This window comes from Mesorhizobium sp. AA22 (assembly GCF_001672375.2).
Classification (GTDB): Bacteria; Pseudomonadota; Alphaproteobacteria; order Rhizobiales; family Rhizobiaceae; genus Mesorhizobium; species Mesorhizobium wenxiniae.
The window spans coordinates 4,197,959-4,221,338 of the sequence record NZ_CP048406.1; the positions used below are offsets into that span (position 1 = coordinate 4,197,959).

General features: G+C 61.5%; 30 protein-coding genes and 1 tRNA gene. 14 read left to right on the forward strand and 17 right to left on the reverse strand.

The features are described from left to right. Positions 1–94 precede the first annotated feature (94 nt). Positions 95–703 carry a transglutaminase-like cysteine peptidase gene (locus A9K68_RS20260; RefSeq protein ID WP_065008195.1) on the forward strand — a complete coding sequence of 203 codons (609 nt, stop codon included), beginning with the start codon at positions 95–97 and terminating at the stop codon, positions 701–703. 206 nt (positions 704–909) lie between these two features. Here the strand turns inward: A9K68_RS20260 and A9K68_RS31825 are convergent, their stop codons facing one another. Further along, positions 910–1,242, reverse strand: coding sequence for a hypothetical protein (locus tag A9K68_RS31825; protein WP_246811203.1), 333 nt, complete (start codon positions 1,240–1,242; stop codon positions 910–912). Positions 1,243–1,704: 462 nt separating this feature from the next. Here A9K68_RS31825 and A9K68_RS20270 point away from each other — a divergent pair, with 462 nt between their 5' ends. Further along, complete coding sequence (locus tag A9K68_RS20270; RefSeq protein ID WP_065008298.1) at positions 1,705–2,265, forward strand: ankyrin repeat domain-containing protein; 561 nt, start codon at positions 1,705–1,707, stop codon at positions 2,263–2,265. A gap of 53 nt (positions 2,266–2,318) precedes the next feature. On the opposite strand, the gene A9K68_RS20275 is transcribed toward A9K68_RS20270, so the two are convergent. Further along, positions 2,319–2,846, reverse strand: coding sequence for a gamma carbonic anhydrase family protein (locus A9K68_RS20275; protein ID WP_065008193.1), 528 nt, complete (start codon positions 2,844–2,846; stop codon positions 2,319–2,321). Between the two features lie 19 nt (positions 2,847–2,865). After that, the gene (locus tag A9K68_RS20280) at positions 2,866–3,129 is read right to left on the reverse strand and encodes a hypothetical protein (RefSeq protein WP_348640690.1); all 264 of its coding nucleotides are present in this window, start codon (positions 3,127–3,129) and stop codon (positions 2,866–2,868) included. A gap of 241 nt (positions 3,130–3,370) precedes the next feature. On the opposite strand from A9K68_RS20280, the gene A9K68_RS20285 reads away from it, so the two are divergent. Next, entirely contained in the window at positions 3,371–4,102 is a 732-nt protein-coding gene (locus A9K68_RS20285) for a hypothetical protein (protein ID WP_065008192.1), read from the forward strand. A 119-nt stretch (positions 4,103–4,221) separates the two neighbouring features. On the opposite strand, the gene A9K68_RS20290 is transcribed toward A9K68_RS20285, so the two are convergent. Beyond that, entirely contained in the window at positions 4,222–4,425 is a 204-nt protein-coding gene (locus A9K68_RS20290) for a DUF3126 family protein (RefSeq protein ID WP_013531334.1), read from the reverse strand. 129 nt (positions 4,426–4,554) lie between these two features. Beyond that, positions 4,555–5,403, reverse strand: a complete 849-nt coding sequence (gene cysE, locus A9K68_RS20295; RefSeq protein WP_065008191.1) for a serine O-acetyltransferase — start codon at positions 5,401–5,403, stop codon at positions 4,555–4,557. 246 nt (positions 5,404–5,649) lie between these two features. On the opposite strand from cysE, the gene A9K68_RS20300 reads away from it, so the two are divergent. Further along, positions 5,650–6,252 carry a hypothetical protein gene (locus A9K68_RS20300; RefSeq protein WP_065008190.1) on the forward strand — a complete coding sequence of 201 codons (603 nt, stop codon included), beginning with the start codon at positions 5,650–5,652 and terminating at the stop codon, positions 6,250–6,252. A 49-nt stretch (positions 6,253–6,301) separates the two neighbouring features. On the opposite strand, the gene A9K68_RS20305 is transcribed toward A9K68_RS20300, so the two are convergent. The 3 genes from A9K68_RS20305 to A9K68_RS20315 all read right to left on the reverse strand — a co-directional run bounded on the left by A9K68_RS20305 (position 6,302) and on the right by A9K68_RS20315 (position 8,288). Continuing rightward, a complete protein-coding gene (locus tag A9K68_RS20305) occupies positions 6,302–7,069 on the reverse strand; it encodes an alpha/beta hydrolase (RefSeq protein ID WP_065008189.1) in 768 nt (255 codons plus the stop codon). Between the two features lie 20 nt (positions 7,070–7,089). Next, positions 7,090–7,602: a DUF192 domain-containing protein gene (locus tag A9K68_RS20310; RefSeq protein ID WP_065008188.1), complete on the reverse strand. Its 513-nt coding sequence runs from the start codon at positions 7,600–7,602 to the stop codon at positions 7,090–7,092. 110 nt (positions 7,603–7,712) lie between these two features. Next, positions 7,713–8,288 (reverse strand): cold-shock protein, encoded by a 576-nt coding sequence (locus tag A9K68_RS20315; protein WP_203546853.1) that lies wholly within the window; start codon positions 8,286–8,288, stop codon positions 7,713–7,715. 237 nt (positions 8,289–8,525) lie between these two features. On the opposite strand from A9K68_RS20315, the gene gloA reads away from it, so the two are divergent. Next, complete coding sequence (gloA, locus tag A9K68_RS20320; RefSeq protein WP_065008186.1) at positions 8,526–8,966, forward strand: lactoylglutathione lyase; 441 nt, start codon at positions 8,526–8,528, stop codon at positions 8,964–8,966. Between the two features lie 29 nt (positions 8,967–8,995). Then, positions 8,996–9,289 (forward strand): DUF2218 domain-containing protein, encoded by a 294-nt coding sequence (locus A9K68_RS20325; RefSeq protein ID WP_065008185.1) that lies wholly within the window; start codon positions 8,996–8,998, stop codon positions 9,287–9,289. Between the two features lie 10 nt (positions 9,290–9,299). On the opposite strand, the gene A9K68_RS20330 is transcribed toward A9K68_RS20325, so the two are convergent. Together A9K68_RS20330 and ilvA are read right to left on the reverse strand one after the other, a co-directional pair. Continuing rightward, entirely contained in the window at positions 9,300–9,854 is a 555-nt protein-coding gene (locus tag A9K68_RS20330; RefSeq protein ID WP_065008184.1) for a DUF1697 domain-containing protein, read from the reverse strand. A 10-nt stretch (positions 9,855–9,864) separates the two neighbouring features. After that, complete coding sequence (ilvA, locus tag A9K68_RS20335) at positions 9,865–11,121, reverse strand: threonine ammonia-lyase IlvA (protein WP_065008183.1); 1,257 nt, start codon at positions 11,119–11,121, stop codon at positions 9,865–9,867. Positions 11,122–11,359: 238 nt separating this feature from the next. On the opposite strand from ilvA, the gene A9K68_RS20340 reads away from it, so the two are divergent. Together A9K68_RS20340 and A9K68_RS20345 are read left to right on the forward strand one after the other, a co-directional pair. Beyond that, positions 11,360–12,427 (forward strand): alpha/beta hydrolase, encoded by a 1,068-nt coding sequence (locus A9K68_RS20340; RefSeq protein ID WP_095521603.1) that lies wholly within the window; start codon positions 11,360–11,362, stop codon positions 12,425–12,427. A gap of 146 nt (positions 12,428–12,573) precedes the next feature. Continuing rightward, positions 12,574–13,740 carry an alpha/beta hydrolase gene (locus A9K68_RS20345; RefSeq protein ID WP_065008181.1) on the forward strand — a complete coding sequence of 389 codons (1,167 nt, stop codon included), beginning with the start codon at positions 12,574–12,576 and terminating at the stop codon, positions 13,738–13,740. 27 nt (positions 13,741–13,767) lie between these two features. Here the strand turns inward: A9K68_RS20345 and ade are convergent, their stop codons facing one another. The 6 genes from ade to A9K68_RS20375 form a co-directional block, all read right to left on the reverse strand. Further along, a complete protein-coding gene (gene ade, locus A9K68_RS20350) occupies positions 13,768–15,573 on the reverse strand; it encodes an adenine deaminase (RefSeq protein ID WP_065008180.1) in 1,806 nt (601 codons plus the stop codon). Positions 15,574–16,014: 441 nt separating this feature from the next. Beyond that, positions 16,015–16,467: a cupin domain-containing protein gene (locus tag A9K68_RS20355; protein WP_082982351.1), complete on the reverse strand. Its 453-nt coding sequence runs from the start codon at positions 16,465–16,467 to the stop codon at positions 16,015–16,017. Positions 16,468–16,589: 122 nt separating this feature from the next. Further along, positions 16,590–16,769 (reverse strand): hypothetical protein, encoded by a 180-nt coding sequence (locus tag A9K68_RS20360; protein ID WP_029353754.1) that lies wholly within the window; start codon positions 16,767–16,769, stop codon positions 16,590–16,592. A gap of 53 nt (positions 16,770–16,822) precedes the next feature. Next, a complete protein-coding gene (locus A9K68_RS20365) occupies positions 16,823–17,032 on the reverse strand; it encodes a hypothetical protein (protein ID WP_127212041.1) in 210 nt (69 codons plus the stop codon). A 288-nt stretch (positions 17,033–17,320) separates the two neighbouring features. Beyond that, positions 17,321–17,539: a hypothetical protein gene (locus A9K68_RS20370; protein WP_156768308.1), complete on the reverse strand. Its 219-nt coding sequence runs from the start codon at positions 17,537–17,539 to the stop codon at positions 17,321–17,323. A gap of 412 nt (positions 17,540–17,951) precedes the next feature. After that, entirely contained in the window at positions 17,952–18,134 is a 183-nt protein-coding gene (locus A9K68_RS20375) for a hypothetical protein (protein WP_065008179.1), read from the reverse strand. 150 nt (positions 18,135–18,284) lie between these two features. On the opposite strand from A9K68_RS20375, the gene A9K68_RS20380 reads away from it, so the two are divergent. Together A9K68_RS20380 and A9K68_RS20385 are read left to right on the forward strand one after the other, a co-directional pair. Continuing rightward, positions 18,285–18,716 (forward strand): potassium channel family protein, encoded by a 432-nt coding sequence (locus A9K68_RS20380; protein WP_065008178.1) that lies wholly within the window; start codon positions 18,285–18,287, stop codon positions 18,714–18,716. 479 nt (positions 18,717–19,195) lie between these two features. Next, positions 19,196–19,281 (forward strand) — tRNA-Leu (locus A9K68_RS20385). Positions 19,282–19,324: 43 nt separating this feature from the next. Here A9K68_RS20385 and A9K68_RS20390 read toward each other — a convergent pair. Further along, positions 19,325–19,903, reverse strand: a complete 579-nt coding sequence (locus A9K68_RS20390; protein ID WP_065008177.1) for an NUDIX domain-containing protein — start codon at positions 19,901–19,903, stop codon at positions 19,325–19,327. 277 nt (positions 19,904–20,180) lie between these two features. Here A9K68_RS20390 and A9K68_RS20395 point away from each other — a divergent pair, with 277 nt between their 5' ends. The 4 genes from A9K68_RS20395 (at position 20,181) to ugpC (ending at position 23,376) form a co-directional block, all read left to right on the forward strand. Further along, positions 20,181–21,284, forward strand: coding sequence for an NADH:flavin oxidoreductase/NADH oxidase (locus tag A9K68_RS20395; protein ID WP_065008176.1), 1,104 nt, complete (start codon positions 20,181–20,183; stop codon positions 21,282–21,284). A 128-nt stretch (positions 21,285–21,412) separates the two neighbouring features. Then, entirely contained in the window at positions 21,413–21,724 is a 312-nt protein-coding gene (locus A9K68_RS20400) for a DUF982 domain-containing protein (protein WP_065008175.1), read from the forward strand. A 31-nt stretch (positions 21,725–21,755) separates the two neighbouring features. Next, positions 21,756–21,995, forward strand: a complete 240-nt coding sequence (locus A9K68_RS20405; RefSeq protein ID WP_065008174.1) for a DUF2188 domain-containing protein — start codon at positions 21,756–21,758, stop codon at positions 21,993–21,995. Positions 21,996–22,287: 292 nt separating this feature from the next. Then, complete coding sequence (gene ugpC / locus A9K68_RS20410; protein WP_065008173.1) at positions 22,288–23,376, forward strand: sn-glycerol-3-phosphate ABC transporter ATP-binding protein UgpC; 1,089 nt, start codon at positions 22,288–22,290, stop codon at positions 23,374–23,376. Positions 23,377–23,380 lie beyond the last annotated feature (4 nt).

A 23,380-nucleotide genomic window follows, 5' to 3' on the forward strand; every position in this document is an offset into this window, starting at 1 on the left:
TATTCTATAGGCGTTTTACTTAATGTCTACTTCGAGCCTTTGCGTCGAATAAATCCAATCGTGTCATTGTCTCCTCAAACGGGGAGACTGGACGATGAAGAAGACGAGGGGCAAGCTGTTGCTCTTGGCAATGGCGATGCAGCTTACCGCCTGGGGAACGGCGTATGCAGCGGGACCTGCCTTCATGCACACCGGCAGCCGTACCACACAGCCGGTCGGCCATTACGAGTTCTGTCAGAAGATTCCGCAGGAATGCAATCAGCGGACGCCGAAGCAGGCGCCGATCGAGCTGACCCGCAAGCTGTGGGCGAAGATCGTCAGCATCAACAATTCGGTCAACAGCAAGATCGCGCCACGCACCGATATGGAACTGTGGGGCAAAGAAGAAGTCTGGTCCTATCCCAACAGCGGCTTCGGCGACTGCGAGGACTATGCGCTGGAAAAGCGCCGCGCGTTGATGAACATCGGCGTTCCGGCCGGCGACCTGCTGATGACGGTTGCGCGCCAGCCGAACGGAGACGGCCACGCGGTGCTGACCGTGCGCACCAGCCTTGGGGAGTTCATCCTCGACAATCTGGAAACCAGGGTGCTGTCCTGGACTGCTACCGACTACACCTACCTGAAGCGACAATCGAGCCAGAATTCTGGTGCTTGGATAATGATCAACGACGGCCGCTCCGACGCGGTCGCCAGCGTCCGCTAAGGACGCCAATGCATGTCGCCCAAAAGTGCGCAGCGGTTTTGGGATAGCGACATGCATAAAACAGAGATTAAGCGCGTCGCATCATTTGAACGCGCCGCGCTTTAGGAGAAAACCCGGTCGAGCCCCACCCTCCCCGTCCCCAACGACCGGGTTTTAGGAGCCGGCCCCGTCCCCGGGCCGGCTCCACCATTTCAGGAGACACGGCCTTAGTCCGGCAGGCCCGCCTTGCGAAGGCCCTCGATATATCTGCTGCGATCGTCCGGTCGATGAAACGGCGGCAGCACCTCGGCGAGATTCGAAAGCCGCAGCGAGGGATCGAACGCGCACAGCCGGGCCATCATTTGCTGCGCTTCCAAAAGCCGCCCCGCCAGGGCATGACCTACGGCCGCAACGTGCATGGCGCTTGCGTAGTTCGGCTGGGATCGCAACGAGCTTTCTGCCCATTCGAAAGCGTCATCGTAGCGGCCAGCACAGAAGTGAGCGAGCCCCGTGCAGAACTGCCAGGCGAACAGACGCGGATCCAGTGGGCTCAGGCGCATGGCGCCCGCAGCGTGTTCGACGGCCCTGTCCGGCTCACCAAAGCAGGCTCTCACCCAGCTGCTTAGGCCCCAGGCAGCCGCTAAATTCGGATTGAGAACGAGCGCGCGATCGATGCAGACCGCACTGTTCTTGAGTTCGCCCCCAACATAACCAAGGACGTATCCACCATGGGAAAGTGCAATCGCATCGTCCGTGCCGAGTTCGACCGCTCGCCTCGCCGTCGATGCGGTAAATTCGGCGTACCACGCAAAGGATCAGCTGTCGGCAGCCTGCAACCGCTGCATAGTCGAGCTCGCACCAAACGCGCGGCTGGATTGTCGGCAGCTAAGAGACTGAAGCGGGATGAGATACTAACAAATGCAGCCGCAAGAACTTCTCTCCAATCGCAACCCGCCCATGAGGCTTTCAGGCAACTGCCAATGGGAGCAATATGGCGGCCGTTCAAGCTCCGGATCGCTGCGATGTTGGAAATCCCGGAAGATCGATGCGAGCGCCACCGCCTGTTCAAGGCCATCGATGACGCGTTCAAGGCGGGCGACTTCGAGGGCCTCGGCGTGGCCCTCGGCGGCTCACCCGGCTGGTTTGACGAGCAAATGCCGTTTGAACTCGGCCTTGGACACCCACTGGAATATGCGATCTATTGGAGTCCCGCCGCTTTCATCTCGATCTTACTGGATGCGGGCTCGGATCCGAACTATCACCACCACAGCGGTTTTCCGGCAATCATCGCGGCACTGTCCACCGACCGGGCTGACAGACTGGAAATCGTCCGAATCCTGATCGATGGGGGCGCAGACCCCAACATGCGGGGCGTAAACGACTGGACACCGCTTCACTATGCGGTCGCCATCCGTAGCGTCGATACCATCCGCCTGCTGTTGGCGGCGGGCGCCGACCCATCGCTCGAAACCCGCATCGACGACTATACGACAGCCCTCGAGGACGCCGACAATGCCGGTTTTGAAGCCGGCGCTTCGTTGCTGCGCGATGCGATGACCGGGCACGGCTCCAATGGACGGTGAGTTGGGCGACGATGCCGGTGAAACCATAGCCGAAGGTTTGAGCAAGGCTGGCCTCAGGCCTTCATCAGTCCCGCTTTGAAGCGTTTGCCGTTGGCGACGTAGTGCGCGGCCGAAGCGCGCAGCCTTGAGACCGCGGCATCGTCCAGCGCTCGCACCAAACGCGCGGGCGAGCCGATGATCAGTGAATTGTCGGGGAATTCCTTGCCTTCGGTGACCAGGGCGCCGGCGCCGACCAGCGAGTTCTTGCCGATTTTCGCGCCGTTCAGCACGATGGCGCCCATGCCGATCAGGCTGTTTTCGCCGATCGTGCAACCATGCAGCAAGGCGCGATGGCCAATCGTGCAGCCTTGCCCGATGGTCAGGGGAAAACCGGCATCGGTGTGCATGACCGTCTGTTCCTGCACATTGGTGTCGGCGCCGATGATGATCGGCTCGTTGTCGCCGCGAATGACGACGCCGAACCAGAAGCCTGCATTGCGGCCGATCTGTACGTCGCCGATCAGGGTGGCGTCGGGCGCGATCCAGTTGCTGTCCGCGTCCTCGAACACGGGGGCTTTTGCGTCGATCGCGTAGAGCGGCATTTTGATCTCCCGATTCGTCTCACACTGAAAAGTCAGCCGAACCTAGGAGCATGCCCGCAACGGATGCAATGTCGATCAGCACGACGCCCAACGCCAATGCCCAGACCGTCGCGGTGCAACCGCAGGAGATCAGCGCCGGAGCGGAAATGCGGCCTTGCCTCCAGGCGTCGAGGGCTTCGTTGGCGAACATCAAGGGTCCTGCGCAAGCCGTCGCGGCGAGCGAGCGCAGCACATGCGCCGGCGACACATAGGGCTCGACGAAGGCAAGCCGGCGGCCTGGCATCCGCTCCATCGCCGATCGGCCAGGCCGCACGCCGTCAGCCCAACCATAAAAGCAAAGAGTGTGTGTTCGACCGGACCCATCTTTACCTTCCATTTACCATGAAATCGCACAGTCGTGTTCGACAGGCGCCGTTGCAAGAGCCGTGCGCGCCACGTGTGCCGCCTAGAGACCCCAAGAGGGGACGTCCCAGGGGACGGCCATGGGACATCTTGCGACAGGCGGCCGAAAATTGGGGATCGCGATGAAGCAGGCAGCCACCGCCAACGGTCCGCAACTTACCGTCGTCGATTCCAAGCTGATGAAGCGGGTGTTCTACGTGTTCGCGGCGCTGGCAATGCTTTCGGTGACGATCAGCCTTGGCGGCAAATGGTTCGGCCGCTCGATCGCCATGGCCGGATACACCGACGACACGACAATCCACGAGGTGGTGATCGGCAACAACGCCATCGCCGTGCCGGCCAATGTCATCCGCTTCGACCAGGCCCGGCGCGACGGCATCGCCTCGCGGCTCGACCTCTATCTGCGCTATCCCGAGATGGACGGCTACAGCGAAGCCGCCCGCAACGATTTCAACCATACCGGATCAAGCAAGGACATCATTTTCCTATCGTTCGAACGGCAGATAATGTCGCGTGAGATGAGCGGCCGCTTCGCGCCGATCTACAGCGCACTGATCGTCCAGCCCGGCACGCCCGGCCCGGGCGGCACCACGCTCTACGGCTTCACCGAAAAATCAGGCTATTTCAACGAGGTGCTGGCGGTCGCCAATCGCCGGGGCAAGGACCCGTTCGTGGCCCGCTGCCTGAGCGGCCCGAGTGCTGCGCAATCGCTAGCGCCCTGCGAACGCGACATTCTGGTCGGCGACAGTCTCAGCCTCAGCTACCGCTTTCCCATGGAATTTCTGGGGAACTGGCAGGTGCTCGATGCAGCCATCGCCGCCGAGGCTGCGCGTATGCTGAAGACAGGGCGCTAACGCATTGTGTCTGAAGGGATTATGTGACGCGCTTTGGGGGCAAATCGCAAACGGCGGAGATTGGAGTCCCCTTCTCCGCCAGGGATAACGGCGCCTACCGGTAACCGAGAACCCCCGACTCAGGCCAGATCGATGTCGAGGATCGCCATCGAGAAGTTATAGTCGCCGTCGTCCTCGTCCTTGAAGACGATGCCGAGGAATTCGTCGCCCACATAGACCTCGGCCGAATCGTCCTTGCGCGGCCGCGCTTTCACTTCAAGCTTGGGGTTCTGGAAGACGCGCTTGAAATAGGCGTCCAGCTTTCTGATTTCGTCCGGCTTCAAAACTCTTCTCCGATCGTCGGTCTGCTCGTTCGAGCGCGCTTCTGGCACGTCGACAATGGCGATGTAAAGGCGAGCCGACCGGATATGCGAGGCAAACGGAGTTCCGTTGCCCGCCACGCGGACTTGAAATCAGATATCGAAGCTGACGACGTGGTCCATCGACTGCGATGGCAAAAGCTGGTCCATCTGCCGCGAAGGCTGGTCGCAGCCGGTCTCGCCGACGACACGAGCCGGCACGCCGGCAACCGTCTTGTTGTGCGGCACCGGCGACAGCACCACCGAGCCTGCCGCGATCTTCGAGCAATGGCCGACTTCGATGTTGCCGAGGATCTTGGCGCCGGCGCCGATCAGCACGCCGTAGCGGATCTTGGGATGGCGGTCGCCGCCGGCCTTGCCGGTGCCGCCCAGCGTCACACCGTGCAGGATCGACACGTCGTCCTCGATCACCGCCGTCTGGCCGACGACGAGGCCGGTGGCGTGGTCGAGGAAGATGCCCTTGCCGATGCGGGCGGCCGGATTGATGTCGGTCTGGAACACCGAGGACGACCGGCTCTGCAGGTAGAGAGCGAAATCCTGGCGGCCCTGGTTCCACAGCCAATGTGCCAGCCGGTGGGTCTGGATGGCATGAAAGCCCTTGAAATAGAGCACCGGCATGATGAAGCGGTCGCAGGCCGGATCGCGATCGTAATAGGCCTGGATGTCGACACGCACCGTCGACGACCAGTCCATGTCGTCGGCTGCCATCGCCTTGAATGTCTGGCGGATGAGATCGGAACCGATATCCTGATGGGCGAGCCGCTCAGCCAGCCGATGAATGACCGCCTCCTCCAGGCTTTCCTGGTTGAGGATGGTCGAATAGAGGAACGCCGCCAGCAGCGGATCGCGGTTGACCGCCTCCATCGCCTCGTCGCGGATCGAGCGCCAAATCGGGTCGATCGGCTCCACCATGGTCGGGCGGGCAATCGTAACGCTGTTCATTAATGATCTCCGGCCATCTAATGTCTCGGGCTTGGCGACTTGCCTATTCTCCGGCCGCATAATGCGAATCGCGATCGAAGTGATTCAGGCGATGCGCATTAAGTGCCTATTTTGAGCATGTCGTTGTCCCAAAACCGCTGCGCACTTTTGCGCGACATGCTCTATAAGCCAGATCATAACATGGTTGAACTCAATTTTCCTTAGTGCTTTGTCAAATGGATTTGGTTCACGGAAATTCAAGCGGCCATGGAAAACGAACCCTTGATCGACGAGCCGCTGAAGCACGAGCTTTCCGCGCTCTACCGAGCCGAAGGCCGCCACTATCACAGCCTTGCCCATATCGAGGCAATGCTGGCACTCACCGGCCACTATCAGGCATCCCTGTACGATCCCGAGGCGGTCGAGGCGGCGATCTGGTTCCACGATGCCATCTATGACAGCCGAGCCAAGGACAATGAGGCGAGGAGTGCCGCCCTTGCCGAGAAAAAACTCGCCGGCCGCTCGGATACGGAGCGCCTGGACCGCATCGCAGCGATGATCATCGCCACCGCCACGCATGAATTGCCGCACTTTGACGACGAGAATGCCGTCCGCGACGCAGCGCTGTTCCTCGATATGGACCTGGCAATCCTGGGTGCGACGCCGGATGCGTTCGACGCCTATGAACAGGCAGTTCGCCGCGAATATGGCTGGGTGGAAGAGCCAATGTGGCGTGCCGGCCGCAGTGCGGTTCTGAAGAGTTTCCTCGCCCGCCCGCATATCTTTCACACCGAGGAGTTCCGGCAGCGGTTCGAGGTTCAGGCTCGGCAAAACATGGCGCGTTCGCTCAAGGCGCTCGGGCTAAGCTGAATCCAAACAGGCGTAGTTATAAGCATCCATACGCTGCGCATCGATGCACTCACAGCGGATTTTCGGCATAGAATTCCAGCACCCGCTGCTTGAAGGTCTTGTCGCCGACGGCCAACATGTGGTCGCGGCCCTCGATGTGAAAGGCCTTGGCGTTCGGCATCAAGGCGGCCAGTTCGTCGGGCGAACCGCCGATATCGTCCTTGGTGCCGACGGCAATCAACGTCGGCTGGGCAATGCGCGCAATGTCGGCCTCAGCCAGCAATTCCCGCGAGGTGGCAATGCAGGCAGCCAGCGCCCGGCGGTCGCTGCGTGTCTGGTCGGCGAAGGCGCGAAACGAGCGGCCGCGCGGATGGCTGGTGGCATCAGGATCTTCGGCCAGAAGGGCGGCGGCGATCGGATCCCAGTCGCCGACGCCGTCGACCATGCCGACGCCGAGACCGCCGAAGACCAGCGTCGCCACCTTGTCCGGATCGGAAAGCGCCAGGAAGGCCGATATCCGCGCGCCCATCGAATAGCCTATGACATGGGCGCGTTCGATGCCGAGATGGGTCAGCAACGCTGCCCCGTCGGAAGCCATTTTTGCGGGGGTATAATCGGCCTCTTCATAGCTCTTCGACGAGGCGCCATGGCCGCGATTGTCGAAGGCGATGGCGCGGTAGCCGGCATCGTTAAGCGCCTTGAACCAGCCGGGCGACACCCAGTTGACGTAATGGGTCGAGGCAAAGCCATGGATCATGAGCACCGGATCGCCCTGCCCCGATGCCGGCTGGCGGTCGAGGAAAGCAAGATCAAAACCGTCATGGGAGAAAAACTGCATCTGCGCCGGATCCTGCGCGTTCAGTTGTGCGCAGTGCCGATTGCCGGGTGGCGCAACAAATCGCCGTCCGCGATGCCGCTCCTGGCGGCGGTGCCCGCCTTGAGCTCGAGCACGAAGCGTACCGGCTCGCCAGGCGAGATCATCGCCTCGGATTGCGGCTCGCCTTGCTTGATTGCCCGGATCCTGCCGTCCTGACCGACAAAGATCAGGTCGAGCGGCATCGGCGTGTTCTTCATCCAGAAGCTCACATCCCGAGGCCCCTCGAACACGAACAGCATGCCATGATCGTCGGCCATCTCCTCGCGAAACATCAGGCCGGCCTCGCGCTCGGCGGAGGTGTCGGCGATTTCGACGGAGAAAGAGCGTTCGCCGGCTTTCGTCACCGCGACCAGCGGCTGCGGGTCGACGGCAAGGGTCATCGCCCGGCCGTCTGCCGAAGCCGGTTGCTGCGAATGGAAGAAAGCGCCTGTGGCGACGACAAAGGCGATCGCGGCGCAGACTACGCCCGTTGTCAGCCAGTTCCTGTAAGTCATTCAGAATCCTCGGCCATCGTCCTAGACCATGATCCCGAACCTACGGTTCGAAAAAGATCATGGTCAAGCAGAAAGCACTAATTCGCATCCCGATTCGATCGGGATGGAACCTAGTGGGAGACCGGCAAGGTACCCATATCCGGGTGAATTTCGGCAGCCATAAGGCCTTTGTCGCCGCGCCCGAAGCGGACAAGCACGACCTGCCCGGGCCTAAGCTCGGTAATGCCGTAGCGACGCAGGGTCTCCATATGGACGAAAATGTCCTCGGTGCCCTCGCCTCGGGTCAGGAAACCGAATCCCTTGGTGCGGTTGAACCATTTCACCAGCGCCCGTTCGAGGCCGCTTTCCGGCGTCACCGAGACGTGGGTGCGCTGCTCCTGCATCTCCGCCGGATGGGTCGCCGTGGTGAGATCCATGGAGAGCACGCGGAACGCCTGCAATCCGCGCTCACCTTGCTTGACCAGGCAGACGACGCGCGCACCTTCCAAGGCGGTCTGGAAACCGTCCTTTCGAAGACATGTCACATGTAGGAGAATATCGCCGGAAGAGCCGTCATCGGGAAGAATGAAACCGTAGCCCTTGGCCACGTCGAACCATTTGATGGCGCCCGCAACCTCGACAAGATCGGCAGCGTCGCCGCTCTCGTCTCTTTGCAAGGCGTCGCGACCGGTTCCGTCCCGCCCCATGAAAGAGGCTTTTTCCCCCATAAGAACGCCCCCTTTTTGCAAGAATACCGCAACTGATTCTTGAGTTAGATTAACACTGCCGCTTCCGGTGTGTGCAAGACCTGAGCTGCCTTTTTTCACGGTTCATTGCAGGAATACCGGATTTGTTGTTTGTCGGCACGACCGGTTATCGGGAATTGCCCTTTGGCCGGGTGGCCCCTATGTTCCGCCGCAACGCAAACGTTTCGAGGAAATCACATGCGCTATCTTCACACCATGGTCCGTGTCGCAGACATCGATGCCTCGCTCGACTTCTACTGCAACAAGCTTGGCCTCAAGGAAGTGCGCCGCCACGAAAACGAACAGGGGCGCTACACGCTGATCTTCCTCGCCGCGCCCAAAGACGAGCAAAGCGGCATCGCCGACAAGGCGCCGCTGATCGAGCTCACCTACAATTGGGATCCGGAAGACTACAAGGGCGGCCGCAATTTCGGCCACCTCGCCTACGAGGTCGACGACATCTACGCCACCTGCCAGCAGCTGATGGACAAGGGTGTCACCATCAATCGGCCGCCGCGCGACGGCAACATGGCCTTCGTCAAGTCGCCGGACGGCATTTCGATCGAGCTTTTGCAGAAAGGCCCGGCCAAGGCCAAGGCCGAGCCCTGGGCCTCGATGCCGAATACCGGAAGCTGGTAACCAGTCACATTATCGGAGAGAATCCATTCATGCCGACCAGCCATGTCGATGTCGCCACCGAACATGCGAGCCGCTATCTGCAGCAGCTTTGCAAGCATTGGGCGCACAAGTTTCCCGTCGAGTTCGATCCGAACCACGGGACAATCGATCTCTCACTGGGTCGTGCGGTTCTGGATGCCGATGCGGCAGCGCTGCATATCGCGGTAACCGCTGACGAAGCCGGCTCGCTGGAGCGCCTGGAAACGGTCGTCGCCGACCACATCAAACGCTTCGCTTTCCGCGAAGAGCTGATCTTCGATTGGAAAAGGGCCTCGGCAGCGTAGGCGACCACGTTCAGCCGTCTCGGCCGGCTAACTCCAGCAGCGCCTGCACCGTGCGCCAGTTGCGCGCGGTGCAGGGCACTTTCAGCGTGCGCGGGATGAGGTTGGCAAACACCGATTTGCCGAGGCCATCCGGTGCGTGCAGATAAAGTACGTCGTCCCTGATCTCGAAGCTTTCAGGGCCGGTGCACTTCTGCGAAAGACGAGCCGTCTCCTCAGGCGTTGGCGCACGCTCCAGCGCATAGGCGTGAAGCTTTGTCGGCTCCCCGGCGACTTCCGGATAAGGATTTTCGATCACCAGCCGCTCGAACCAGCCGAGATCGCGCACCATGATGCGCGAGTGAAATCCCCATTTCTTCTCGAAAGCCGCTTCCAGTTGCTTGGTCAGCGTGGCCGCATCGCCTGTTGCCGACCGGAACACGACGTTGCCGCTCTGCACGTAGGTGGCGACGTCGCCAAAGCCGAGTTTCTCGAAGAACGACCGGAGTTCGGCCATCTTGACGATGCGGTTGCCGCCGACATTGATGCCGGAAAACAATGCAACGAATATCTTCTCCTCTTCACTCATGTTCGGGCGCTCATATGATGAACCCGGCGAGCGTCTCGTTGTCGGTGATGTCCTGATACTGAACGCCCTCGGCCTCGAAATTCGCGTTGAGCAGCTCGAAATTGCGGCGATCCTTGGTTTCGATGCCGATCAGCACCGAACCGAAATTGCGCGCCGACTTCTTCAAATATTCGAAGCGGGCAATGTCGTCGTCAGGCCCAAGCAATTCGAGAAAGTCGCGCAGCGCGCCCGGCCGCTGCGGAAAGCGGATGATGAAGTACTTCTTCAGCCCCTCGAAACGCAGCGCCCTTTCCTTCACATCCGGCAGCCGCTCGAAATCGAAATTGCCGCCCGACACCACCGCGACGATGGTCTTGCCCCTGATTTCCTTCTTCGAAAAATCCTTGAGCGCGTCGATCGCCAATGCGCCGGCCGGCTCCAGCACTACGCCTTCGACATTCAGCATCTCGATCATGGTCGCGCAGAGCCGGTTTTCCGGGATCAGCCGCACGGCCTCAGCGGCAAACTCCCTGAGGTGCCGCAACGGTTCGCGGCCGATCTCGGCCACCGCCGCGCCGTCGACGAAATTGTCGACTCTGGCAAGCTTGATGCGCTTGCCGGTGGCGAGGCTCTCGCTGAGGCTTGGCGCGCCGGCCGGCTCGCAGAAGACGAAGCGCGTGTCGCGGCGCTGGTCGGCGAAATAATGCGTCACACCCGCAGCCAGACCGCCGCCGCCGACCGGAAGCATGATGATGTCGGGCATCCGCGCGCCCGGCATCTGGCCTGATATCTCGTAGGCGACGGTCGCCTGCCCCTCGATGATGTCCTTGTGGTCGAACGGCGGCACCATGTGCGCGCCGGCGCTTTCGGTGAATTCGAAGGCGGCGCGGTAGCAGTCGTCGAAAAAGTCGCCGATCAGCCTGATCTCGACGAATTCGCCGCCGAACAGCCGCGTCTTATCGATTTTCTGCTGTGGCGTCGTCACCGGCATGAACACCACACCTTGTCTGCCGAAATGACGGCAGACGAAGGCAAAGCCCTGCGCATGGTTGCCGGCGGAAGCGCAGACGAACAGTTCGGCGTCGTTGCCGGCGTCGAGCGCCTTGCGGAAGAAATTGAACGCGCCCCTGATCTTGTAGGAGCGCACCGGCGACAGGTCCTCGCGCTTCAGCAGCACGCGCGCCCCGGTCTTCTTCGACAGGTAATCGTTTTCCTGCAGCGGCGTTTCCGGAAAAATCTCGCGGATCGCGCCGGCAGCGGCAGCGACGCGGGTGGAGAAACTGGTCATCGGAAAAATCACCCCGAATAGTCTGTGGTCTTCGCGTGCGATTGTCGGTCACGAAGCTAGCACACGCCGTACGTGTTTGATCAGGGCAATCGTTCTGGCTTTCGTGCAACAGTGCTTTGACTGTCGCAACGCGCTGAGCGCAATTCGGCTGGATATGACTTACTTCTGCCGCACTTCGACTGTCCGGGAGGGGTTCGCGGAGGTGGGATAGCCTTTCGGCCGGAGTGGAATTCTAGAGTTGAAGAAGATTTGTATCCTTGTCCTTACCTTGCTCGTTGCCGGCTGTGGCGGCCGGCAAACCGAGGAACTGCTCGGCAGCGCCATGGTGTCCGCGCCGGTGACGGAAATCGCCGGCAACCACAGCATCTTCATCGCCACGACGCGCAAGCGCTCCGACGATCCCAGCAAGGTTTTCGACCGTGAGCGCTCGGCCACGCTGAACTATGCCCGCGCCAACGTCACCGTGCCGGGGACCCACGAAACCGGTCGGATCGAGCGGCGTTCGCGCGGCAAGTCGAACGACCCGGCCAAATACTTCATGGCCTCCGACGTCGTCGGCTACGACACCGCGCCGAAATTCTCCAGCGCGCTCAGCACCGACATCGCCGCGCGCGGCGGCCGCGTCATGGTCTTCGTCCACGGCTACAACACCGGTTTCGACGCCGCCGTCTACCGCGTCACCCAGATCGCCCATGATTCCGGCTACCCGGGCACGCCGGTGCTGTTTTCCTGGGCGTCGGGCGCCAAGACCAGGGACTATGTCTACGACAGGGAAAGCGCCAGTGCTGCCCGCGACCAGCTGGAAGTGACGCTGAGGATGCTCGCGCAGACCGGCGCGCGGCGGATCGACATCGTCGCGCATTCGCTGGGAACCTGGGTTACCATGGAAGCGCTGCGCCAGCTCGCCATCAACGGCGACCGCGATCTCGGCGGCAAGCTCGGCGACGTCGTGCTGGCCTCGCCCGACATCGATGTCGACGTGTTCAAGAGCCAGATGCGCCGCTACGGCAAGCCGAACAAGCCATTCATCCTGCTCCTGTCCGACGACGACCGGGCGCTGCGGCTCTCCGGCCTGATCGCCGGCTCGCGGCCGCGCGTCGGCGACTACAAGGACGCCGCCGACCTCGCCGACTATGGCGTGAGCGTTGTCGATCTCTCCAGCGTCAAGGGATCGGACCGTTTCAACCACACCAAATTTGCCGACAACCCCGAGCTGGTGAAGATGATCGGCCAGCGGCTGCGCGAGGATGACGGATTTGCCAGCGACCGCGAGGTAACGGACCGCATCAGCCTGCTCGGACAGTGAGGTGCGTTCCACGCCCTGTTACTTTCGTCGTGCGTGTTCACGGTTGCGGCACCATCGAATCACTTTCAACTGGACCGGGCCGGACCTTGGCTTTATCGAAATAGCGAGCGACGTCACCAGCTTGACGTCCCCTTGCGGGAGCTTGCGTGACCGTGCGTTCGAAGATTTTTCTCGTCGTAGCGTTTGCGCTCGCCGTTACCGGCTGCGCCGGTGGGAAAACACACGACCTTCTCAACACGACGGCTGTCACAGTGCCTGCCTCCGACATCGCAGCCACGCATGAGATATTCGTCGCCACCACCCGGAAAAAGGCAACGAAAGATCCGCGGCAGGTGTTCGACGGTGACCGTTCACCGACCACCAGTTTTGCCAGTGTCGAGGTCACCGTTCCGAAGGTCCATCGGGTCGGCGCCATCGAGCGGGTCAGGAGCTCCGCCAACAGCAATCCGGCGAAGGATTTCACGGCAACGGAGGTCGAATTCTACGAAGGCGCCCCGCAATTCGCCAAGGCGGTCGGCGCCGACATCGCCATGCGCGGCGACCGCGCGCTGGTCTTCGTGCACGGCTTCAACAACGGTTTCGACGACGGCATCTATCGGCTGACGCAGATTGCGCACGACACGAAATATCCCGGCACGCCGGTGCTGTTCTCATGGGCGTCGAGCGGCAAAACCACGGGCTATATCTACGACAAGGAAAGCGCCAACGCTGCGCGCGACGATCTCGAAGAGACGCTGCGTATGCTGGCCAAGACGAAGGCCAAGAGCATCGACATTATCGCCCATTCGATGGGCACCTGGGTGACAATGGAGGCGTTGCGCCAGCTTGCCATCACCGGCGACCGCGATCTCAGCGACAAGCTCGGCTACGTCATCCTGGCCTCGCCCGACATCGATGTCGATGTGTTCAAGAAGCAGATGATCCGCTACGGCAAGCCCGACAAGCCTTTCGCCATCCTGCTTTCGGGCGACGATCGCGCCCTCAGACTCTCCTCCTTGATCTCCGGCGACAAGCCGCGCGTCGGCGACTATGGCGACGCGGCCGACCTCGCCAGCTACGGCGTGTCGGTGATCGACCTGACCAAGACAAAGGGCGGCGACCGTCTGAACCACGCCAAATTCGCCGACAACCCGTTCCTGGTGCAGTTGCTCGGCGACCGGCTGCGCGCCCCGGCCGGCCTGGCATCGGAGGAAGCCAATCCGGCGCAGCCGATCGACAATCTCGGCCAGGGCATCGGCAAGGCCGTCGGCTCGGTTGCCGAGATCGTCATCACCACGCCATTCAGGGTGCTGACCATCGCCACCGGCGGATGAGCAATTTGGGCTCGCCCTTGGTCGTTGTCAGACGAACAGGTCGACCTTTTGGAACGTCGTCACGTCGATCAGGCCGACATCGGAAATCCTCAGTTCCGGGATGACGACCAGCGCCAGCAGCGAGTGCTGCATGTAGGCGTTGTTCAGCGAACAGCCCATCTTGCGCATCGCCTCGGTGAGCTTGTCGGCCTTGGCCGCGACGATTTCGGCGCGCTCGTCCGACATCAGCCCGGCGATCGGCATTTCGACCAGCGCCAGTTCCTTGCCCTTGGAGAACAGCACGACGCCGCCACCGACCTCACCCAGCCGGTTGACCGCCAGTGCCATGTCCTGCTTGCTGGTGCCGACGACGATGATGTGGTGCGCATCATGCGCCACGCTGGAGGCTATGGCGCAGTCGCCCATATAGCCGAAGCCGGAGACGAAGGCATTGGTGACGCCGCCCGTGCCCTTGTGGCGTTCGACCAGCGCGATCTGGCAGACGTCGTTGCGACGGTCCATGGCGACCAGACCGTCCTCCACCGGAAGATCGGCCTCGAGCGCGCGCGTCGGCGCCTGGTTCTCGATCACGCCGATGACCCGCACCCGCACCTCGTTGGCGCCCATGGGTGCCACGATGTCGAAATCCCCTGACTTGAGCTTCCTGCCGAGCTTGACGGTGTTCTTCGACGTCTTCGGATAGTTATAGGCCGGAATGTCGATTTCGAGCTTGCCGCCCTTGGCCAGCCTGACGCCGCGGCCATAGACCTCATCGATGGTCATTGCGGCCAGATCGGAGACGATCAGCAGATCGGCAACCCGCCCCGGCGCGATCGAACCCAACTCGCGCTCCAGCCCGAAATGCTGGGCGGTGTTGAGCGTCGCCATCTGGATCGCCGTCACCGGCTTCAACCCCTGGCTGATGGCGTGCCGGACCACCCGGTCCATATGGCCTTCATGGACAAGCGTGCCGGAATGGCTGTCGTCGGTGCATAGGATGAAATTGCGCGGATCGAGCCCGCTCTCCGTCACCGCTTTGATCTGCGAGGCGACGTCGTACCAGGCCGAACCCAGCCTCAGCATCGCCCTCATGCCCTGGCGGACGCGGGCGATGGCGTCCTCGGCGCGCGTGCCTTCGTGGTCGTCCTCGGGTCCGCCGGCGACATAGCCATGGAACGGCAGGCCGAGATCGCGCGAGGCGTAATGGCCGCCAACCGTCTTGCCCGCCCTCACCGTCGCGGCGATCTCGCCCGACATCACCGGATCGTTGGCCGCGACACCGGGAAAATTCATCACCTCGCCAAGTCCGATGATGTTTTCCCACGCCATCGCCTCGGCGACATCGGCGACCGTCAGCTCGGCGCCGGCATGCTCCAGCCCAGGTGCGGAGGGCACGCAGGACGGCATCTGCACTAACACGTTGATCGGCATGGCGACGGCCTCGTCATGCATCAGCCGCACACCCGGCAGGCCGAGCACATTGGCGATCTCGTGCGGATCGATGAACATCGAGGTGGTGCCATGCGGGATGACCGCGCGGCAGAACTCCGTCACCGTCACCATGCCGCTCTCGACATGCATATGCGCGTCGCAGAGACCCGGCACCAGATAGCGTCCGCCGGCGTCGACCACCTTGGTGCCCTGCCCGATGGCGTGGCCGGCATTCGGTCCGCAATAGGCGAAGCGGCCGCCGGCAATGGCAATGTCGGTGCCGGCGATGATCTCGCCGGAGTGAACGCTGACCCAGCGCCCGTTGCGGATGACGAGATCGGCGGGCCTCCTGCCCATCGCGACGTCGACCAGATGCGTGGCCGCCTCGGCCCAGGGTTTTGGTTTCGTTGCGGTCTTCGCCATGAACAGACTCCTGTTTTCCCGACTGTGCCAAGCCGATGGCGTTTTGACCAGCGAGATCGGCGGATTGCCTGAGGGCTCCTCGGCCTTAACATCGACCGTGATTTTCGCGTCTGTTGCGAGCTCGCGATTCGTTATTTTGTGACGGCATTTATGTTATGGATTTCGCCATGGCGCTGATTTGCGCCAACGACCCGCCGCCGAGCGGGTTTTTGTTTCAGGCGCCGTCCACGGCAAAGTGCCCCAACCGGAAGACTGCTCCTCGCTAACCGATTTTTCTGAATCGACGTTCGGGGAGTTCGATGCCTCGCCCAACGGTCAGGGTAGTGGTCTAGGTCGAAAACTCAGATCAGAACGCGAACCGCCTGATCCGTCCGCTCAGAGGGTCATCGCACTCCACCATTGGAGCCTGCAGGCGGTTCAATCAATTTGATCCCCGAACTGTCATTTCTTGCTCGGATCATCCGCCGGATTGACGTAGGTGATCGTGAACGGCCCGTCGCCATTAACCTGGATAATCGTATCGCTTGTCGTCCACGCGAAGTGATTCATTCCGGCCGGCGCAATGCCGAAGCCGCCGGCAGTCAGTTCGGTGCCTTTCGTCTCGTCGAGCTTATCGCCCATTCCGATATGGAAGTTACCGGAAAGCACCGTTACATATTCCGAGACAGGATGATTGTGTGCGGCAATTTTGTAGCCGGCTGGCATCTTCAACCGCAGCACATAAGCGCCGTCCTTTGAAGGATCTCCAGCCATAACCGCCAGTTCCGCGCCAGCCGGAATGACAGCAGGAGCCGGGCCCCATTTGATACTGTCCGCGTTCATCGGCTTGTCATCGGCAAACAGAGGCGCTGTCCCAACAAGCAGTAGCGCCAGAGCAGAGGCGAGCTTGATCATGACAATCTCTCCATTTGGTTCAATGTCGAACCACTTTACCAATTGGAGCCTACCAATGCAGAACGCCCGAACGCATCCTCCGAACGGGGGACGCGCTTTCGCAGTGGCCTCGGAAGCCGCCGCTAAGTGTCCTCCCGCTGTTCCCTGTCGCGGCAGTTAAGAAGTTCGACCAGATCGTCGGCCTCTTCGATCGGCATGTCGATCAAGGGGACACCCACCTCGACAACCGGCAGCCCTGTGAACACATCGATGATGTCCCACGTGCCTTCAGGTGTCTTCTCAATGTCGTAGCGTTGAGTCATGGGGAGTAGTGAGCCATGGGGGTAGAGGGGAAGACCTGGCGCGTTTTACTCGATCATCGCTCGTTCGGGGTTCGGGAATGCGGAAATGGATCCCGCCCGGCCTGATCAAGCGCCTCAAGCAATGAGGCAAGGGGGCTGGGCAGTCGCAGGTCGACGGCAAGATCCAGCGCGTCGTGTAAATACCGGCGATTATCTTCGGAACGGATCAGTTGCCGAACGGCTTCGGCAACAGACTTCCCTCGTTCTGTGTCAAACTCTGCCATGTTCGGGATTCCAGTAGCTTTAGTGCGAAACTCAGCCACTACGAAATTGTTCCAGCTGGAAACGATCTTGTTTGAACCTCAGTGTTTGATTCCCTCGCTGGGAAGAGTTGCCGCCGGCCCGGTAACGGCAGCTATGCTGTTGACTTGGGCACGAATTTCGCGCCGACGATCCCGTATCCAAGGCGGGTCGCGCGTGCCATGATGCGGGCCGGAAAAAACGCTCTAGCCTTGAGGGATCGGTGACGAGCCCGCCCCGGCGAGGGGGGAATCCGGGACAGGCTCGGCTCCTCAGAACATGCCGGATTTCTCCGACTGGCCTCCAAACCACTGTACCCGCGCAAAGTTCCATTGCGTGGTGATCATTTTTCCTCGCGAAAGTCCTGCAGCGAGGCACGCCGAAGGTCTTCCTGCCACGCGGGTGTTGGCGATCCACGCAAGAACGAAGGCGACGATTTTTACATCTGCCCTATCTGTGCGCAGCCGGTCGATATGCGGGATCTCAGGCAAGTCATCTGGCACGACAAGCCGGTGCACGATCGGCTGGAAACGGACGCCTAGCGGCGCCTTTCTCGCCCGCGCCGTTATGACCGAACCGTAACCTCGACCGGCAAGGGGGAGCGCTGGTTTTGCAGCGAGGCAGAAGCGCGATCAGCGGGCTGGCGAAAAGCGCGACGGTGACGTCCGCCTTGCTCTTGTGCCGCAGCTATTGCGCGATTTTGGTTCCGTTGACGCCCGGCAATCATGGACGGCCCAGGGGCGAGCGGTCGAGTTCCGGTTCTCATAGCACACTAGCCCAGCACTAAGCCTGCAATCAAAACGGTAAACCCGATAGAAAGCGGGACCGCCAAAAGCCAGCCAGCCTCCAAAACACTATTTTCCTGCCGATCCATAACAGTCTCCTCTTTGACGCTGCCCCTGATTACGAAAGCTCTGGGGAGCGGATCGGTTCCGACGGATTTGCCGACAACCCGGAGAGATGGCACCACAGCGCCTCGCGTTCGCCCTCACCATTCGCGTCGGCGGCGATCGCATCGCGTGGCGTCAGGGCGACGAGCTCATGGATGGCACCGTTGATCTCACCGCGCTCCAGACGCTCCCACAAGGCGCCGCAGGACGATGTTGGAGCGGATTTCGTCGATAGCCTCGATGAAGGCGGCGGGCAGCATCGGGCTCGTACATCGCGACAAGCTGTTCGAACCGCTCGCGCGGTGATAGGCGTTGAGCATCTGAAGCCTACTTGAAGGTACCGCAATTGGTCATCGCGTTCGCCATATCTGCAGGTCTCGCACTGGTAACGGTTCTGATGCACTATGAGGTGCTGAATATCGCCGGAGCGATGAGGCGTCGTTTTTCACTTCCGATGCGGGTTGATCTGCTGCTCTTGGTCATCGCAGCGATCATTGCTCACGTCGTGGGGATCTGTCTTTTCGCGGTCGCCTATGCCTGGATGCACCAGCATCGAGACCTTGGAGCTCTCGCAGGCTTGTTTTCCGGGAGCGCAGCGGATTTCTTCTATTTCTCGATCACCTGTTACACGACCATCGGCTTTGGCGAAGTCTATGCCACTGGGCCGATGCGGATCGTTGCTGCCTTGGAAGGTCTCAACGGACTCGTCCTGATCACTTGGTCAGCATCGTTCGCATACGCATCGACTTCGGATTTGTGGAAGCGGAAGCAAGACTGACGCGTGCGTAGTGCTTTGAGCGCCTAAGCTTCCACAAACGCAATGAGGGCTCGCACGCGGCCTGGCCGCGGATGGAACCATCAACAATGCCGAGGTCGAGTTCCTTCAAAAATGGCTGGCAGCGAATGCGGAGATCAGCAATCAACCGATCATCCGAACCATGCAGCCCTCCCCCATTGGAACCCCGCGCAGCTAATCCCAATTGGAGATTAAGGCTGCACACTGCACGGGCTGCGCGTCACCTATGCCACCGCCATTCGGCGCGAGGCGCCGACGCGCTGGGGGCCGCTCTACGCGCTTGGGCGAGCACCATACCAAGCATGTCGAGAAAGAGGTTGGACGCTGCGAGCATGAACCAGAAAATATGGCAAAAACGGGCTCCGGCGAATGAAAAGGGGAACGCAGTTTTGCACAACACAATTTTCGGACTGCACAACGCCGATTGACGAAATCGCCTAAGTAGTTGAAACGAAAAGGGCGCGGACGTGGCGGAATTGGTAGACGCAAGGGACTTAAAATCCCTCGATCTCTGATCGTACGGGTTCGATTCCCGTCGTCCGCACCAGCACACCGACGGCGCTCCTCGGCGGCGTCCAGGTTCCGGCAGATCAAGCCCGGATCGGGTTCAGCTTCAGATGCTGGATCAGGATGATGGTCTTGGCGTCGATGATGCGGCCGTCGGCGATGCCGGCCAGAGCTTCATCGAGCGGCATCTCCAGAACCTCGATGTCTTCGCCTTCTTCCGGCGCGCCGCCGCCGTCCGAGATGCGGTCGGTCGGCGAATAGCGCGCGACGAAGAACCAGAGCCGCTCGGTCACGCTGCCAGGGCTCATAAAGGGCGAAAACAGCCGATCAACGTCCTTCAGGTGGTAGCCGAGCTCCTCTTCCGCCTCCTTGCGGATGCAGGTTTCGGGATCGTGTTCATCGAGCAGGCCGGCGCAGGCCTCGATCAGCGGCTCGCGGTGGCCGGTGACGTAGGCCGCGTAGCGGAACTGCCGAACGAGCAGAACCGTCGAGCGCTCGGGGTCGTAAGGCAGGATCACCGCCCCGTCGCCGCGATCGTAGGTCTGTCGGATCTGCGTCTCCCATTTCCCGTCGCGCCGGCGATAATCGAGGACGGTCTTTTTCAGGACTGCCCAATCATCGGAAAGGACTTCTTCCGAACGGATACGAATGCGGTCTTCCATGGTGAACTCCGTGCTGCCGGCGTGAGGACTACAGCGCCGCGCGTCCTCTTGGACGCGCAAAGGACGCTGTAGCACTTTTGATCTGCGCATGGTCCATTCCGAAATCGGAATCGATTTTTGCTGCGCTGACCTTCGGTTCGGGGTCATGCGCTAGCTGCGAACCGGCCCGTGCGCAATCCCAACAGCAATTGGTCCAGGGGCGCGCTTCACCGCCTCGTGTATGGCGCAGGCGCAATCCACTGCCTAAATAGCGACAGCCCCTCCCCGGAGTTTTTTGATGACCACATCCCTTTTCCAGCCGATCACGCTTGACGGCCTCGCCTTTCCCAACCGCATCGCGGTCGCGCCCATGTGCCAGTATTCCGCCGATGACGGTTCGGCCAGCGACTGGCACCTGTACCACTGGATGAACCTGGCGATGTCCGGCGCCGGCATGGTCACCGTCGAGATGACCGACGTCGAGCGGCGCGGCCGCATCTCGCATGGCTGCCTCGGCCTTTACTCTGACGACAACGAGGCAGCCGCCCGGCGCGCGCTGGATGCCGCCAAGCGCGTCGCCGCCCCCGGCACCAAATTCGGCACGCAGCTTGCCCATGCCGGCCGCAAAGCATCCAACCGGAAGCCTTGGGAAGGCGGCGGGCCGCTCGGTGCCGATCAGGATCCCTGGCCGATCGTGTCCGCCTCGGCAATCGCCTACGACACGGGCTGGCAGGTGCCGCGGGCGCTGAAGGATGAGGAGATACTGCACATCATCGAACGCTTCGCCGAGGCGGCAAGGCGGGCCGAGCGGGCCGGCTTCGATTTCATCGAATTGCATGCGGCACACGGCTATCTGATCTTCCAGTTCCTGTCGCCGCTTTCCAACCAGCGCACCGACCGCTGGGGCGGCTCGCTGGAAAACCGCATGCGTTTTGTCGTCGAGATCGCCAAGGCGGTGAGGAAGGCAGTGCCCAAGCTGATGCTCGGGGCGCGCCTGTCGGTCAAGGAATGGGTCGATGGCGGCTTCGATGTCGAGGACGCGATCGAAGTGGCCAAGGCGCTGAAGGCAGCGGGCGTCGCCTATCTCTGCTGCTCGAGCGGCGGCAATTCGCCCCTGCAGAAGCTGCCGACAGGTCGGGGCTACCAGGTGCATCTGGCGGAAGCCGTGCGCAACGGCGCCGACATCCCGACGCGGGCCGTCGGCCTGATCGACGATCCGAAGCAGGCCGAGGCGATCGTCGCCCAGGGCCGTGCCGACATGGTGGCTTTGGCCCGCGCCTTTCTCGCCGATCCGCGCTGGGCGTGGCGCGCCGCCGCCACATTCGGCGAGACGATCCACCCGGCGCCGCAGCTTGCCCGCTCGGTGACGACGATGCAGCACTGGATGAAGGCGGCGGGCTGAGCGGCCATTTCCAATGGCTGCTGCCCCAATAACCGCGACCCCAATGATTGCGACCCCAATGATTGAGACCCTTGAGACCTTTACGCGGAGGGACGTGCAACCAAATCGGCCGCTCCGCGTTGGCGGCGATGATGGACAACAAGCCTTTTGAAAAGCCGGTGGTGGTCGAACTTGGCCATGTCGGCAAATACCGTGAGATCCGCAGCACCCAGGAAGCGGCGGAGTGCCTGATGACGGTCTGGCCGCTCAATCGTGGTCCCCGGCATCGCGATGCTCTCGACACTTGCCTAAAAGTGCTGGAGGGTTATCGTTCGACGGCGGATGCGCGCCGCGCATTGGTCGAAGCCGCGAAGGAATCGGACGTGCTGGTTCCCGACGAGAGATTGTCCGACGGCAGGCTGCCCGAAGGCAAACTGCCCCAAAGCAGCAAACTGCATTGAGCAGACGGAGCTTTTCCCACTGGAGGATTTCATGGCGAAGCTGACCTACAAGATCGTCGAGCATGACGGGGGCTGGGCCTACAAGGTCGGCTCGACATTCTCAGAAACGTTCCCTACCCACGAGGACGCGCTCCGCGCGGCCGAGATCGCTTCGGCCGAACAGCAGGTCGCCGGCACCACGGACGGCATCCAGTACGAGGACGCCGACGGCAAATGGCACGACGAGCTCGCCGACGGCCGGGACCGGCCGCAAACCGAAGTTTCCGATTAGGCTGGTGTCGTTTACTGATGACTTCTCGCACCTCCGTTTTCAAGGGCTGGGGCTGGGCAAGTCATTTTCCTGCCAGGATCCCGGACATGGCAGATTTCAATCCCACCGGGAACAAACACGATCAGGACCAACGTAGAAGAGTGCTTGTGACGCAGGCGCTTTACAGGGCAGTCTGGTAGCGCTACCGTTTCATCATCGCGCGTGACCAGGGAGGAACTTTGGGAGCTGCCGCGGCCAGTTAGGAAAGCGGTTTCCTTCGAAGACGTCGCAGGAAGCATTCGGGAGGAAATCGATGGCGTCTGTCGCAATTGGCGATGTCTACAAATCATTCGGAACCGTCGAAATTCTCCACGGCGTCAGCGTCGATATAGACGACGGCGAGTTCGTCACGCTGGTCGGGCCGTCGGGCTGCGGAAAATCGACCCTTCTCAGGATGATCGCTGGCCTGGAAAAGATTTCGCGCGGCCAGATCGCGATTGGCGAGCGTGTCGTCAACAACGTTGCGCCAAAAGAACGCGACGTCGCCATGGTCTTCCAGAACTACGCGCTCTACCCGCACATGACCGTCGCCGAGAACATGGCGTTCTCGCTCATGCTCAAGGGTGTTTCGAAAGCCGAAAGCGCTGCCAGCGTTAAGCGCGCCGCCGAAATCCTGGGGCTGGTGCCGCTGCTGGAGCGCTATCCCCGGCAGCTTTCCGGCGGCCAGCGCCAGCGCGTCGCCATGGGCCGGGCGATCGTGCGCGATCCGGCGGTCTTCCTGTTCGACGAGCCGCTGTCCAATCTCGACGCCAAACTCAGGGTGCAGATGCGCGCCGAGATCAAGGAACTGCATCAGCGCCTGAAGACCACGACGGTCTATGTCACCCATGACCAGATCGAGGCCATGACCATGGCCGACAAGATCGTGGTCATGCATGACGGCCTCGTTGAGCAGATCGGGCCGCCATTGGAACTCTACGACCGGCCGAACAATCTCTTCGTCGCCAGCTTCATCGGCTCGCCCGCCATGAACATGCTGAGGGGCGAAATCGCAACTGATGGCGGCTCATCGTCTTTTCGCGGCTCCGGGGGGATTTCCCTGCCGCTGGCCGCAGTACCTTCGATCGGCAGCGGCGAACAGGTGGTGCTGGGGATACGACCCGAGCATCTGCGGCTGTCCGACGAAGATGGCATTCCGGTCACCGTCGTGGTGGTCGAGCCGACCGGGTCGGAAGTGCAGCTCATCGGCCGGACGGCCGGCGGCGAAGAGATCGTCGCCAATTTCCGGGAGCGCCATTCCTTCACGCCGGGCGAGACCGTACGGCTGACGGCCGAGCCCGGCCTCATCCACCTCTTTCATGGCGAAACCGGGCAGCGCTTCGAAATGCGCACCCGGCAGTAAGAAC